Raw genomic sequence first — 13,742 nt, 5'->3', positions numbered from 1 at the left:
CCTGCCGGGCTTAACCGTGCTGAGCTGCGGAAACAGGCCTTCTGACGGCAGCGGCCAGCCGCCGGAACAGCCTCATCAGCACAGATACATTTAAGGTGGTTCTGCACCGCAGCGGTCAGGCGAAAAGTCCGGTTAGTCGGACCTCGTGATACGTGTCGGCCTGACACGACGGGCCGGCGGCGATGGACATCCGGCGCTCGTCGAGGTCGAGGATCACGGCGTACAGCGACTCCGAGCGGTCCTCCTCCGTCGGCGCGTTCACGTCGTGCCGGCAGATCGCCTGCGGGTGGCCGCCGTGGTCCGCGAGCACCGCCTGGAGGTGCTTCTCATCCACAGGGAGCGTGCCGAGCAGGCGGCGCGCCCGGGCGCCGCGGAAGAACGACGAGCCGCCGAAGTCGCGGAACGTGTCGCGCACCGTCGGCAGCACCTCGAAGTGGTTGGCGTGGGTGATCACGCCGTCGACCGGATGCAGTACGCCGACGTCACCGGGAGCGACCTCCAGATCGATCAGCTCCCCCGGTACACCCGCGGCGAACGCCTGACCGAGCAGCAGGTTGATGCTCGCGCTGCGCGGCGTGGAGCACGCCACCCGCAGCGCCGCGCCGAGCACGTCCTCCTCCAGCACTGCGCGGAGCAGGACGTGATAGGGCACGCCGCCGGGCCGGCCGTCGCGGTCGCTGGTGAGCATGTTGACGCACACGCCCAGGCCGGCGTCGTTGAACCCCGTCTTGGCCAGCATGCCGGCCTCGGTCAGCGTGAGCACCGTCGATCCACGCTCGTCCCGGGTCGCCAGCAGCAGCGTGTACGGGCGTTGCGCCGGGTGCCAGTCCCAGTTCTGCGCCAGGAGGGTGTGACCGGAGGCCGTCCGCGCGTCCAGCACGCCGATCGAGGTGCATTCCGTGTTGCCGTACAGCAGCTCCGTGCGCGCGTTGAGGGCGTAGATCTCCTCCACCGGTACACCGGCACCCTCAGCGACACCGTCGAGCATCTCCGCCACGCGGGGGGCGTGCTGCCGGGACGCGGCGCGGAACAGGCTGCCGGCGCGCCGGACGGCCGGGCGGTCGAGCCCCGTCGCCGCGAACCGCTCGATGTAGTTGGCGGTGTTCGCCGCGATCATCGAACGGGCGGCAGCACCGTAAGCGACGCCACACTCACCAGGTGTGCCCGAGACTTCGATCAGCGGCAACGGCAGGCTCATGCGCTGCACGCTAAGCGTGACCCACCCCTGCCGAGAACCCTCGGCGTTCCCCGGAGCGGCGGATCACACCCGGTCGCCTGGCAGGGATCCGGGCTCCGGGGCCCTACGCTGAGCTACATGAACCCCGCGGTAGACGACACGTGCGTCATGCTCGACGGGCCGTGGTCGCACCGCTTCGTCAGCGCCAACGGCACGAGGTTCCACGTCGTGGAGGCCGGAACCGGTCCGCTCGTGCTGTTTCTGCACGGCTTCCCCGAGTTCTGGTACGCGTGGCACCACCAGCTCAGCGCGATCGCCGACGCCGGCTTCCGGGCGGTGGCCGTCGACCTGCGCGGCTACGGTGCGAGCGACAAGCCACCGCGCGGCTACGACGGGTACACGATGGCGGGTGACGTCGCCGGGCTGATCCGCGCGCTCGGCGAGCGGACCGCGCACCTCGTCGGCGCCGGGTACGGCGGCATGATCGGCTGGGCGACGGCGGCGTTCCACCCGAAGCTGGTCCGGCGCCTGGTCGTGCTCGGCGCGGCGCACCCGCTGCGGCTGCGGGCGGCGCTCGCGACCGACCCCCGCGGCCAGCTCGCGGCCGCGGGACCGGTGCTGAAGTTTCAGCTGCCGCGCTTCGAGCACGTGCTGACCCGCGACAACGCCGCGCTGGTCGGCGAGTACCTGGCGATGTGGGGCGGGCCGGCGTGGGTCGGCACCGATGAGTACCGCGACTACGAGCACTGCTGCCGGCAGGCGATGCGCATCCCGCAGGCGGCGTTCTGCGCCCTGGAGACCTACCGGTGGGCGGCGCGGTCGGCGTTGCGGCTGCAGGGGTACCGCTTCGTCAAGCAGCTCCAGACGCCGATCACCGCGCCCGTGCTCCAGCTGCACGGCGCGCTGGACACGGCGGTGCTGCCGCGGACCGCGCAGGGCTCGGGCCGTTACGCGCAGGCCGAGTACGAGTGGCGACTGATCCCCGATGTCGGGCACTTCCCGCATCTCGAGCAGCCGGAGCTCGTGACCGGGGAGATCCTGCGGTGGATCAAAACGGGCTAGACCCGATATTCCCGTAATTCGCTGACGTCGGCGCGGGGGGCCCAGCCCTGATACACGCCGTAGTCGAACTCCTCCAGGCCGAGCTCGGCGGCCACGGTCGCCTTGCCGCCGGTGTACTCGACGCGCAGCCATCCGTCGTGCTCGCCGAGCACGATGAACGGCTCGTCGCGCCAGAAGCACGTCGTGCGGACGTACGCGAAGTCGACCTCGCCGAGCGGCACCACCCGCCGGAACCGCCCGGGTCGCACCTCCTCGAAGCCGTCGCTCGGATCCGGCCGGTACAGGCGGACGTTGTCGCCGTCCGGGCTGGCCTCGTACTCCGCGCCCTGCCAGCGGGCCGCGTAACCGTCCCGGATCACAGCTCCTGGCCCTTCCGCCACGCCGGCCCGTCGGCGTCGAGGCGGGCGATCAGCTCCTGCCTGCCGTCGCGCCGCAGCCGCCACAGCTCCGCGTGGTGCGGCAGCCGGGCGCTGTCGACCTTGAACTCGGCGATCACATCGCTGGTCTCGCTCGGCGCGAACCCGTTGCCCCGGAACGGCGGGCGCTCGATGACCCAGCCCTCCATCGCCCGCATCCCCGCCTCGTGCGACCCGCCGTAAGGGATCCGGTACAGGTCGCCGCGGTACGCCTTCCAGCGCAGCACGTACGCCTCCTCGGCGTCCGGCTTGAACGACGAGCCCGCGTACCCCAGACCCAGCGCCTGATACAGCTGCTCCGGCGTCTGCAGATGCGCCACCTCGCCGGCGCGGTGCACGAAGCCCGACACCCGGTCGTAGCCGCGCTCCAGGTAGTACGACAGCTGCTCGGGCGAGATCGGCTTCTGCATCAGCAGCGGCCCGCTGGCCGCCGGCGGCTCGAACGCCGGCCTCGGCTGCTGCACGGGGCTCGCCGCCGCCGCGGGCTGCACCGGCTCCGGCTCGTCGACGCCCAGGCCCAGCTCGGCGGCCCACGTCGCGAGCTGCACGACCTCCGTGCCCGGCAGCACCGCCCCGGTCGGCGAGTCCGGGTTGACCGCGAACGCCAGCTGGTCCCCCGGCGGCCAGTTGCGGATCAGCCGCGTGAACTTGATCCAGCTACCCTGCGGGTCCGCGCCGAGCCGGTCCGCCATCCGCTCCGCAGACGTGAACACGACCAGGTGCGGCAGGCCGTTCATGTGCTCGGTCCGCCACGACGCCGGGTCGATCAGCCCCTCACCGTTCCACTCCGGCACCAGGACCTTGGCCAGCAGCAGCGTCGACAGGAACCGGTCGGTGCTGTTGGCCTGCACCGCCTCGAACAGGTCCTGCTCGACCGTGTTGGCCGGCCGGAAGTCCCGCGCCTGCGCCGCGGCCGACTTCACCGGCACCGTCGCGGGCGGGGTGACGACCTCCGCGTCGACGACCTCGGCGTGCAGCCGCATCGGCGGCTCGTCGACGAGCTCGGGCTCGTAGACCGACTCGAAGAAGGACCTCACCTCGTGCGAGGGCGCCGCTCCCGTTGCGTTTTCGGCTGCTGTACCGGCGGCCGCGCCGGCGGCGAAGAACGAGATCGGGGTGTCTTCAGCGGGCCGGCCGATCGCCTGGGTCGATTCGCTGCCGCCTCGGGGGGTGTCCTGCGCGCCGGTCCAGCTGCCTACCGCGTCGTCGGCGTCGGCGTGGCTGAACGCGGCGCCGCTGCCTGTCTCAGACGTTGCCGTGGCTCGGCCGCTGGCCTCCTCGGCGCGGCGGCGGGCGTCCTCGACGGCGCTGGACCGGGCGACGCGCTCCTCGATCGCCCGCAGCTGCTCGGCCAGCTCGCGGGCGGCCTGCTCCTCGGCCGCCCTGGCCTGGGCGGCGCGCTCCTCGATCGCCCGCAGCTCGGCCGCCAGGTCGAGGCCTGTCGCCTCGTCGGACGGCCGCCACGGCTCGAACGTGCTCTGGGCGGCCGCCGCCTCGGCGTCCCGCTCTGCCTGCGCACGGGCCGCTTCCTGCGCTTCGAGGTCGCGGGCCTGCTGGGCCACCAGCTCCCGGGCGGCCTCCTGCGTGGCCCGCTCCTGCTCGGCCCGCTCCCATGCCTCCTGCTCCCGAGCTTCCTGTTCCCGGGCTTCCTGTTCGGCCAGCTCGCGGGCGGCCCGCTCACGGGCTTCGCGCTCGGCCCTCTCCCGGGCTTCCTGCTCCCGGGCTTCTTGCTCGCGTGCCTCCTGAGCGGCCCGGTCCCGGGCTTCCTGCTCGCGGGCTTCCTGTTCGCGGGCTTCCTGTTCGCGGGCCGCCTGCTCGCGGGCCTCTTGGGCGGCCTGTTCGCGCGCTGCCTGTTCGCGGGCGGCCTGCTGGGCGGCGATCTCCTGGGCCATCTGGTCGCGGTTGCTCTGCTCGAACGCGTCCGGGCCCCACGGCACCTGCTCGTGCGGCGCGCGGTCGGACAGCCCGGACGAGCGGCCCGGCATGTCGAACCCGGAAGGCTCGGCATCGGCGAAGAACGGGTGATCGTCCAGGTCCGAGACCCGCCCGAACCCGGCGGCCTTGGCTCGCCCCTTGACCGGCCCGAAGAGCGAACTCGGCTCGTCCACCGGCGCGGCAGGTTCGTCGGCGGGCGCGGGCGCCTCATCGACCTCGGGCGCCTCGATGTCCAGCCGGCTGAACCCTGGCCGGTCGAACACCGGCCGGTCGAACGGCAACGGCGGCTCCGTCTGCGGCCGCCGCGGCTCCTCGGCACGGGACCCCGCGGGTGCGGACAGGAAACCGCCCTGCTCCTGCGGCCCGCTCTCGCCCTGACCCGGGCGGGGCTCCTCGTCCCTGTCCCGCCCGCCCAGGAACCCACCCGGCGCAGGCTGCGGGAACCCACCCTCACGCGGTGCGCTCTCACCGGGCCGGAACGCGCCGGGGTCGACCAGCCCGGGACGCACCGGCAACCCACCCGGCGCGCCCTGACCAGCGGGCCGCTGCGGGAGAGCGCCCGGACCGCCGGGCTGAGGACCTTCGCCGGCACCGGGTCGCGACGGCAGCGAGCCGCCACCGGGGGTCGGCCGGGACGGCAGCGAGCCGCCCTCTCCAGACCGGAACGCGGCCGGCACGTCGGCCTCGCCGCGCCCACCCGGCTGGCGGGTCGGCAGCGGCGGAGCGGTCGACAGCGGCAGGTCCGGGGGCGGCTGCCACGCCGCCGGGATCACCGGGTCGGCGTGTTCGGTGAAGATCTCGCCGAGGCTGCGTGCGGGTTCGCGGCGTGGCCAGTACCGGCGCGGATCGCCCTCACGGTCGTCCTGCCCAGGAGCGTCAGCACCGCGTGAGGGCAGGCCACCGGACTGCGGTCGCCCGGGAGCGGACGCCGAGCCACCACCAAGCGCCGTGGACGGCCGCGACGGCAAGCCCCCCGCCGGCGACGTCGGCCGCATCGGCAGACCGGACTCACCACCACCAGGCCGCGTCGGCAGGCCGGACTCGCCACCGGGCCGCGTGGGCAGCCCGGAAGCACCAGGCTCCGCACCGGGTCGCATCGGCAGACCAGACGAACCGGCGAACCCGGGAGCAGGCGACGTCGGGCGCATCGGCAGGCCACCAGGACCAGCCTCGGCACCACCCGGACGCGCCGCGAAGCCCTGCGAACCGGCCTCACCGGCACCGGGCCGCATGGGCAGACCAGACGAACCGGCGGACCCGGGAGCAGGCGACGTCGGGCGCATCGGCAGGCCACCGGGGCCTGCCTCGGCACGCGCCGCGAAGCCCTGCGAACCGGCCTCACCGGCGCCGGGCCGCGTCGGCAGACCAGACGAACCGGCGGACCCGGGAGCGGGCGACGTCGGCCGCATCGGCAGGCCGGACGACTTGGACTGCGCTGCCGGGCGGGTGTCGGCACCAGGTGACCAGCCCGGCGCGCGGCTGGGCGCCTCGGACTGCAGGTCGCCGAAAAGCTCGCGTTCGCCCGGCACGTCCAGCGACGAACGGTCCGAATCGTCGAAGAGCCCAGACCGGCCCGTCGGCGGCGGCACCGGCGGCGGAGCGGCAGCGGGCGTCACCGGCGGCCGGGGACGGCGGAAGTCGGCGGGCCGGTCATAGCCCGCGGCCCCAGTCGTGCGCTCGTAGTTGATCGGCCGATCGGCCCGCGTCGGCAGGAACGCCCCGGGCGGCGCCACGTCAGGCGGCGGCACGTCCCGCTTCGGCGGCGGCCCCGCAGGCGACCGCCCGGCGAGCCCCGACTGCCCCGCGCCCGCGAACCCACCGGCCCCCGAACCACCAGCTCCCGGAGCACCGGCGCCGGCACCAGGCATCCCGGACCGGGCGCCGCCCGCTCCAGCAGCCCCGGGCCCGGAACCGGGCGGCGCGGAGGTCGGTGCGGGCGACGACGACTCGGCGGCCTTCATGCGATGGCGCTCGATCGGCGTCGGGGCGGGCTGGTTGGGCACGCCGCGGACCGGCACCTGCGCGGTCGCCCTGGCCCGCGGGCCGGACGCCTGCTCGATCCTCGCCCGGGCCCCGAGCGTGCGCCCGGGCAGCCGGACGTCGCCGCGAGTGATCTGGGTCACGAACCACGACGGCAGGTAGCCCTCGATGGGCAGGCCGGGGTTGACCGCCAGCCACCACTCGACGTTGGGCCAGATGCCGGACAGGTCACGGAACGGCACCCGCCGATGCGTGCCCGGATGCCCGGCGAGGCACTCCCGGAGCGCCTCGGGCGACGTGAACGCCAGCACGTGCGTGCGGCCCTCGGTCGTCCAGGTGCCCCAGCCGGAGTCGCCGCTCTGCACGCCCTCGGGCGCGATGGGCAGCAAGATGTCCGTCCGCGCCAGGATGCGGAAGTATTGCTCCTGGTCATTGGCGCGCAGGGCGTCACGCATGGCGCCCTCAGCCTCGGTGGCCGGCTGCCACTCGCTCACGGCCACCCCCTCTGTCGGGCTCGGAACCGCCGCGCTCGCGAAACTTAACCTATACGGCCACGGCAATCCGAGGGGTGCGACCCTGCAAGCGCTCCGGCCAGCATAGCGATCCAACCGCCTCCGAACCCAGGCCTGTCTCACGAGCGTCACCGTCCGAGGGTCGAACGACTACGATCTGCGCATGCCAGGAGCCGTCAGAACGGCCTTTCTGAGTGTTTCATGCTGCTTCGTCGCGTTCTTTGTCGCACCTCCGACGGTCGAGGCGCACGCTCCATCTGCCTGCCCGGCCCCGATCCGGCCACCCGCGCCCGCCCCGACCTCGCTTCCCTGGCCTTCGCAGATGTACGACCACCGCAAGCTCGACCCCCTCGCCGACGGCCACGGCGTGACGGTCGCCGTCGTCGACTCGGGTGTCGACGCCGGGCACCCGCAGCTCCAGGGCGCGGTGCGGGAGGGTCCAGACCAGTTCCAGGAGGGCGGTTCGCTGGTCGACTGCGTCGGCCACGGCACGGGCGTGGCGGGCATCATCGCCGCGCGCCCGGTCGCCGGTTCACCGCTGCGGGGCCTCGCCCCGGCCGCGACGATCCTGGCGATCCGGGTGAGCGAACTGGTCGAGCTCGAGGACGGCAGCACCGCCGGCCGGCGCGGCACCCCAGCAGGCGTCGCCGCGGCGATCCGGTCGGCCGTCGAGCTGGGCGCCGGAGTGATCAACCTGTCGCTGGTGTCGTACCAGGACAATCCCGGCGTACGTGAGGCGGTCCGCTTCGCGGTGTCGCGCGACGTGGTCCTGGTCGCCGCGGCCGGGAACAGGTTCGCGGAGGGCAACCGGACCCCGTTCCCCGCCGCGTACGACGGTGTGATCGGCGTCGGTGCCATCGGCCCGGACGGCCAGCGCCTGCCGGGCTCGCAGACCGGCCCGCACGTCGACCTCGTGGCCCCCGGCGGCCGCGTCGTGACGGCCTCCCCACCCCGCGGCCTCGCCACGGTGGAGGGCACGAGCTTCGCGACGCCGTACGTCGCCGCCACGGCAGCCCTGCTCCGCCAGTACCACCCGGAACTGACGGCACAGGAGATCGCCGCCCGCCTCACGGCAACCGCCGACGGCGGCACGGCAGGCCCGGGCTACGGCGCCGGCGTGCTGAACCCCTACCGCGCACTGACAGAGGAGACCGGCGCCCATCCGACCCGCGCGGGCCTGCCACTCCCTCCGATCGCCACGGACGCACACGCAGCGGAGCGCGCCGCGGCCGAACACCGGACGCTCCTCCTCGCCGCCCTGACCACCGGCGCGGCCGCGCTGCTCCTGCTGACCGCGGTCGTCCTGCCCCGCGGCCGCAACCGCCGCTGGCGCCCAGGCCTCCAACGCCTCCCCGAACCCACCGACACCACTCCCGACCGCTCAGCCCCCGCCTTCACCCCGCGCCGCTGACAACCCGGCCAGAAACACCGTGCCGTTCGCTTCCCTTCGGACGAAAGACACGGGCCTCTCCCAAACCGGCGAGCGCCGGGGGCGACCCCCGACGCTCGTCGAACCTGCCCGCAAACCGCGAGGCGACGGGCATGGCAGGGGCCCGGTCCGCGAGCAGGTGCGGACCGGGCCGTCTCCGGGCGCCTCAGCGCTGGGGGAACAGGTGCCTGTTGCGCTGCTCCGTTTCCAGGTAGCGGCGCATGGACTCGTCCAGGGCGACCTTGATCTCCCGCAGCGTCGCGGCCAGGTCGGCGCCGGCGCGCTCCCAGTTGGCCTGGCGGGCGGCGTACGCCTGCTGGGACTCGCCCTGCCAGCCGGCGGTCAGGCGCCGGCCGAGCTGTGAGATTTCGTCGAGGCGGGCGGTGAGCGTGTTGAGCGCGCTCTGGATGGACTGCCCGGCGTGGTCCATGGCGGCGAAGTTGACCACCAGTGTGTCGTCCATGAGTGTCTCCCCCGGCTCAGAGCGGCAGCTGCTTGGTGCCGATGCCCCGGAAGCGGGCGCCGGCGTCGGTGTCGGAGACCTCGTAGTTGCGGCCGGTGGAGCGCAGGCCCTCGGCGGTCTCCAGCAGGTTCTTGTTGAGCGTGTCCTGGTCGCGGTGCCATGCCTGCTTGACCGTGTCGAACGACCGGCCGCCCGCGCCCTGCCAGCCGGTCCTCGTCGTCTCCAGCTCGCGCATCAGCGTGCTGAGCATGGTCTGCAGCTCGCCGTTGACCTGCTCGAACCGTTGTGCCGCCGATTGCAGCTCGGCCTGCTGCGCCTGTGTCGTCTGTGCCACGGTGCTCACCCCGTCTCTCGTGTCGCGGACTCGCCGACCGTATCGGCAGTCACCGATCCGCAACCAGACGTGATTCCTCCCTGTGGATAACTTCCGGCATTTCGCCGCTCCTTTACGATGGTGCGCGTGGCGGATGGCCGGTCGTTCATCAAGTGGGCCGGTGGGAAGACCCGGTATGCGACACAGTTGATCGCGATGGCGCCACCGTTCACGGGGCGCTATTGGGAGCCCTTCATGGGCAGTGCCGCGGTGTTCTTCGAGTTGCGGCCGGCCAAGGCGGTGCTGTCGGACGCCAATCCCGAGCTCGTCGCCTGTTTCCGCGCCGTGGCCGCGCATCCGGAAGCGGTCATGCGGCGGCTGGACGCGCTGCCCAACACGGCCGAGCGGTTCGCCGCGGTCCGGGCGCAGAATCCCGACGATCTGACCGACATCGAGCGGGCCGCCCGGGTGATCTACCTCAACAAGACCGCGTTTCGCGGGCTTTGGCGGGTCAATCGACGGGGCGGGTTCAACGCACCTTATGGCGCTTACGACCGCCCGTACTATCGCCGGGAAACGCTGCTCGCGGCGTCGGCGGCACTCGCCGGGGTGGACATCCGGCTGTGCGATTTCGAGGAGCCGCTGCGTGAGGCGGCGGCGGGCGACTGGGTGTTTCTCGACCCGCCGTATCTGCCCGAGGGCGGGTTCGCGGATTTCAAGCGGTACACGCCGGGGCAGTTCCGCGACACGGACCACGAGCGCCTCGCCGCCGCGATGCGGGCCGCCACCGGACGCGGGGTCCTGGTCACCATGACCAACAGCGACACCGACGCCACCCGTCGCATCTACGGCGACTTCACCGCCACGACGATGGCCACGCGCCGCGACATCAACCTGCGGTCCGACGCGCGGGCCAGCTCGGACCTGATCCTCACGAACTACTGAGCGCGACCTCCGGGTCGAGCGCCGGTCCGGCCGGCAGCAGCGCGACGAACTCGCCGGGCACCATGACCGGCTCCACGCCCTGATAGCCGAGGCCGGACAGGACGCTCGCCACGGGAAGGGCGTGCCTGCGGCCGAGATCGGTGACCAGTGTGAGGCTTCCGGAGTCGGTACGGACCAGCGCGCCCCCACCCGGCGCCACCACGATCCGGTCGGCCAGCACCGCGCCCGAGGCCGACGCCGAGGACGTCTGCAGTGCGGCCCCGAGGTCGGGCAGCGTATTGCCGGTCGTGATGGCGGCCTCGCTGGTCGTACACGCGACGCCGGAGACATCGTCGAGAAGCTCCGGCACCTCGGAGGGCAGGCCGGCGCCGGACGCGAGCGGGTGGACGGGCCGGTCCCCGACCAGCGCGGCGAACTCCCCCGGCGTCAGCGGCTGCGGCCTGACCTGCAGGAGCGCGGCCTGCAGCGGGGTCACCGAGGCGAGCCCGCCGGCCGTCACGACGAACGCGTCGGCCCTGTCCCCGGTGCGGACCTCGAACAGCTGCCCGACCGTGCCCGCGGCGACCTTGCGCCCGCGGTCGGCGATGTCGGGGACGACCAGGTCAGGGCCTGATGGGATGGCGTGCAGGAGCGCCTGGGCGACCTTGGCCTGGCCGCGTCCCGACCACACCAGCGAGGGCAGGACGCTCCCAGGCTGTCTGATGAGGTGTTTTCGCCCGTGTACGACCAGGTACAGGCTTTCTGTCGTTCCTTTCGCCAGCAGCGCCCCGGTCCCGAGCGGCGCGCCGTCGCGTGGCGCGTTCGCGCCGACGAACAGCACCGACTCGCCCTGCCGCGCGCAGACTGCCCACGCCCCGCGGTGGAGGCTCTTCGCGGGCGGCAGCGACGCGGGCGCGCCCGGAATGCCGAGCGGCGCGCCGCGGGGCGCCCCGGCCAGCGCCTTCCTGCCGACCGACACGGTTTTCGCTCCGGCGCGGTTGATGATGAGCAGCGCGGACGCCTGATTCAGGACTGGATGGACGCGTTGGTCGCGATACACAAATAGTGCGCCCGACTCCTTCTCCACAATGATCGCTGTTTCGTCGCGCCATTTGCCGGAGGTGCCGGGGACGATCAGCGCATAAGCCGCGGCGCCTCCGATGCCGAGCGCCGCGAGTAGCACGCCGACCAGCGTTGCCCCTGCTACGCGCCGAAACGGCGATCTCGGCGGGTCGCCCTCGCGCATGACCAACGCGGCCACGACCCGCTGGACCATGAACTGATACGAATGCAGCTGGTCCTGCCGCGACGCCATGCAGCCCCTCCGAAAATGTCGTACCGGCGCTCTACGATATTTCGTGGATCGCATAGGCGGGGGGCGATATGAGGAAGGTCCTGTACGTGGTGCTGGTGCAGGCCGCGCTGGCGCTGTCCGTCCTGGCGTGGACGGTGCACCCGGCGTGGGCCCTGGGGTTGGTGGTGGCGCCGGTCGGCCTGCTCGCCCGCTCGCGTGGCACCGCTGTCCGGCCCTTCATGACGTCCGTCGACATCGACGGCGTCGCCGCGGGCGTGGTGGAGGACGCCGACGGGCTGGCCGCGATGATCCAGGTCGGCAACCTGTCCGACCTGCTCGGCGACGCCCCGCCGCCGCTCCCGCCACTGAGCACGCTGCTGCCCCCGCCCGCCCCGGACCTTCCGGAGCTACGCGTCCAGCTGCTGATCAGCGCGACCGCCGCCCTCGACCGCGACGCGTCCCCCTCCGCGGTGTCCTACCGGCAGCTCACCGACGGCCAGGTCCTCGCACACCAGCGGGTCCTGTTGTGCGTGCGCGCCCGCCGCGCCGGCGGCTTTCAGCGCGAGGACCTGGAGCACACCCTCGTCGCCGCGGTCCGCCGCGTGTGCCGCCAGCTCACCAAGGCCCACCTGCCCGCCCACCCCCTCTCAGCACCGTCGGCCTCGGCCGCGCTCGCGGAGACCGCCGGCGACCGGCCCGGCCTGCCGACCCGCGAGACGAGGCGCGGCCTGGAGGTCGGCGGCCTGCACCAGGCGGTGTTCAGGCTGCGCCGCCGCCCGCGGGAAGGCCCGTTCGCCACGCATCTGCTGACGCTGCCGTGCGCCGCCGTGACGGTCGCCCTCACCGCCGCCGGCGACGACCCGTGCCGCGCCGAGCTGACGATCCGCCTCGCGGCCCCGACCCCGGCCGCCCTGGACCGGGCGACCGCCGCGCTGCACCGCCTGGCCACCACCCACGACGCCGCCGTCACCCGCCTGCGCGGCGCCCAGCTCGACGGGCTGGCCGCCACGCTCCCCCTCGGCGGCGGCGCCCCGTCGAGCACCGCCGCGCTCGCCGGCCTGCTCACCGGCCGCGACGACCTGACCCCCGACGGCACCCCGGCCCGACCCGTCACCGCCGCCGACCTTGCCTCCCTCCAGCCCACCCCCGCCCCGGCCGGCCTGATGCTCGGCCGCGACCGCCGCGGCGCCCCCGCCGTCATCCACCCGTTCCGCGCCCAGCCCACCCGCGCCGTCCTGATCGGCGGCGCCCGCTGCGTCCAGCTCCTGACCTTGCGCGCCCTGGCCGTCGGCGCCCACGTCACGATCCAGTCGTCCCGCCCCGACACCTGGTCCCCGTTCCTGCGCTCCCTCACCGGCGAGCAGATCACCCTGCTCCCAGCAACCCAGCCCGCCGCCCTCCCCACCCCAACCCCCACCCACCCCCAACTCCTGATCCTCGACCTCGACGCCGCCCCCACCGCCCGACCCGCGGCCGCTGCTCACCGCACTCCCACCGCCAGCTCCAGGCCCGCCGCCGCTACTCACGCCGACGGCCATGAACCCGCTCCCGCGCCCCCTTCCACCGTCGGCTCCAGGCCTGCCGCCACCCCTGCTCGCGCCAACGCCCCCAGACCCGCTCTCACGTCCACACCTGCGCCGTCGACCGGCTTCACTCCCACTCCCGTCGATGGCCCTGACGCAGATCTCGTTGTCGGAGCCGGCTTCCCCGCCATCTCGACCGAGTCCGCCTGGCGCGCCACCCTCGTGATCCGTGACGGGCTGACGCTCGCCGATGCCGACCTGCTGACCGAGGCCGACCTCGTCTTCCTTCAGCCCCTGACCCCAGCCGAGGCCACCATCGCCACCGACGTCCTCGGCCTGACCGCTTCAGCCTCCTGGCTGACCCGCATTCCACCCGAGATGCTCGGCACCGTGATCAACCACCACACCCTCCGCTGGACCCACCTGTCCCCAACCCCCATCGAGCTCCAGCTCATCGGCCGCCCCACCCGCTGACCCAGGCCACCTTGCGCGTGGCCACTCCGTCCTGACCCAACGGACCGCGACCGCTACCAACATCCACGAACTCCACAACGCACATCGCGGCCCACCACACCGGCCTCGTCCTTCTCGAACCCTTGACCCGAGCAAATGCCGCTGTCGCCGCCGATGTCCCTGGTCCAAATGCAGGAGTCGCCTATTCCCCCAAGCTCCAATCCACCGACGCTTCCCGGGAATGCAACGCCCGGGCCTTGG

General features: G+C 73.4%; 10 protein-coding genes. 4 read left to right on the top strand and 6 right to left on the bottom strand.

The features are described 5' to 3' along the window. Positions 1-115: 115 nt before the first annotated feature. A complete protein-coding gene (locus ABD332_RS41050; protein WP_344509062.1) occupies positions 116-1,198 on the bottom strand; it encodes a C45 family autoproteolytic acyltransferase/hydrolase in 1,083 nt (360 codons plus the stop codon). A gap of 117 nt (positions 1,199-1,315) precedes the next feature. On the opposite strand from ABD332_RS41050, the gene ABD332_RS41045 reads away from it, so the two are divergent. After that, positions 1,316-2,239 carry an alpha/beta fold hydrolase gene (locus ABD332_RS41045; RefSeq protein WP_344509061.1) on the top strand — a complete coding sequence of 308 codons (924 nt, stop codon included), beginning with the start codon at positions 1,316-1,318 and terminating at the stop codon, positions 2,237-2,239. Here ABD332_RS41045 and ABD332_RS41040 read toward each other — a convergent pair. Beyond that, on the bottom strand, positions 2,236-2,598 hold the full coding sequence (locus ABD332_RS41040; RefSeq protein ID WP_344509059.1) for a hypothetical protein: 363 nt from the start codon (positions 2,596-2,598) through the stop codon (positions 2,236-2,238). The two genes, ABD332_RS41045 and ABD332_RS41040, sit on opposite strands and share 4 nt — an antisense overlap. Then, complete coding sequence (locus ABD332_RS41035; RefSeq protein ID WP_344509057.1) at positions 2,595-7,064, bottom strand: SseB family protein; 4,470 nt, start codon at positions 7,062-7,064, stop codon at positions 2,595-2,597. The genes ABD332_RS41040 and ABD332_RS41035 overlap by 4 nt, the downstream gene beginning before the upstream one ends. A 181-nt stretch (positions 7,065-7,245) precedes the next feature. On the opposite strand from ABD332_RS41035, the gene mycP reads away from it, so the two are divergent. After that, on the top strand, positions 7,246-8,493 hold the full coding sequence (gene mycP / locus ABD332_RS41030) for a type VII secretion-associated serine protease mycosin (protein WP_425552375.1): 1,248 nt from the start codon (positions 7,246-7,248) through the stop codon (positions 8,491-8,493). 184 nt (positions 8,494-8,677) lie between these two features. Here mycP and ABD332_RS41025 read toward each other — a convergent pair whose 3' ends face one another. Together ABD332_RS41025 and ABD332_RS41020 are read right to left on the bottom strand one after the other, a co-directional pair. Continuing rightward, positions 8,678-8,974, bottom strand: a complete 297-nt coding sequence (locus ABD332_RS41025; protein WP_344509053.1) for a WXG100 family type VII secretion target — start codon at positions 8,972-8,974, stop codon at positions 8,678-8,680. Between the two features lie 16 nt (positions 8,975-8,990). Then, complete coding sequence (locus ABD332_RS41020; RefSeq protein ID WP_344509052.1) at positions 8,991-9,308, bottom strand: WXG100 family type VII secretion target; 318 nt, start codon at positions 9,306-9,308, stop codon at positions 8,991-8,993. Between the two features lie 126 nt (positions 9,309-9,434). Here ABD332_RS41020 and ABD332_RS41015 point away from each other — a divergent pair, with 126 nt between their 5' ends. Continuing rightward, positions 9,435-10,232, top strand: coding sequence for a DNA adenine methylase (locus tag ABD332_RS41015; protein ID WP_344509050.1), 798 nt, complete (start codon positions 9,435-9,437; stop codon positions 10,230-10,232). Here ABD332_RS41015 and eccB read toward each other — a convergent pair. Beyond that, complete coding sequence (gene eccB, locus ABD332_RS41010) at positions 10,219-11,526, bottom strand: type VII secretion protein EccB (RefSeq protein WP_344509048.1); 1,308 nt, start codon at positions 11,524-11,526, stop codon at positions 10,219-10,221. The two genes, ABD332_RS41015 and eccB, sit on opposite strands and share 14 nt — an antisense overlap. A 68-nt stretch (positions 11,527-11,594) precedes the next feature. Between eccB and eccE the strand changes: the two genes are divergently transcribed. Next, positions 11,595-13,502 (top strand): type VII secretion protein EccE, encoded by a 1,908-nt coding sequence (gene eccE / locus ABD332_RS41005; protein WP_344509046.1) that lies wholly within the window; start codon positions 11,595-11,597, stop codon positions 13,500-13,502. Positions 13,503-13,742: the final 240 nt, after the last annotated feature.

Source organism: Dactylosporangium maewongense (assembly GCF_039531485.1).
Classification (GTDB): domain Bacteria; phylum Actinomycetota; class Actinomycetes; order Mycobacteriales; family Micromonosporaceae; genus Dactylosporangium; species Dactylosporangium maewongense.
Note: the sequence above shows the minus strand (reverse complement) of the source record. Positions and strands in the feature narration are given on the sequence as shown.

Excerpts from the sequence above, each read along its gene's own strand:
- eccB (WP_344509048.1), bottom strand. The coding sequence starts at position 11,526 with ATGGCGTCGCGGCAGGACCAGCTGCATTCGTATCAGTTCATGGTCCAG.
- ABD332_RS41025 (WP_344509053.1), bottom strand. The coding sequence starts at position 8,974 with ATGGACGACACACTGGTGGTCAACTTCGCCGCCATGGACCACGCCGGG.
- mycP (WP_425552375.1), top strand. The coding sequence starts at position 7,246 with ATGCCAGGAGCCGTCAGAACGGCCTTTCTGAGTGTTTCATGCTGCTTC.
- ABD332_RS41045 (WP_344509061.1), top strand. The coding sequence starts at position 1,316 with ATGAACCCCGCGGTAGACGACACGTGCGTCATGCTCGACGGGCCGTGG.
- ABD332_RS41050 (WP_344509062.1), bottom strand. The coding sequence starts at position 1,198 with ATGAGCCTGCCGTTGCCGCTGATCGAAGTCTCGGGCACACCTGGTGAG.
- eccE (WP_344509046.1), top strand. The coding sequence starts at position 11,595 with ATGAGGAAGGTCCTGTACGTGGTGCTGGTGCAGGCCGCGCTGGCGCTG.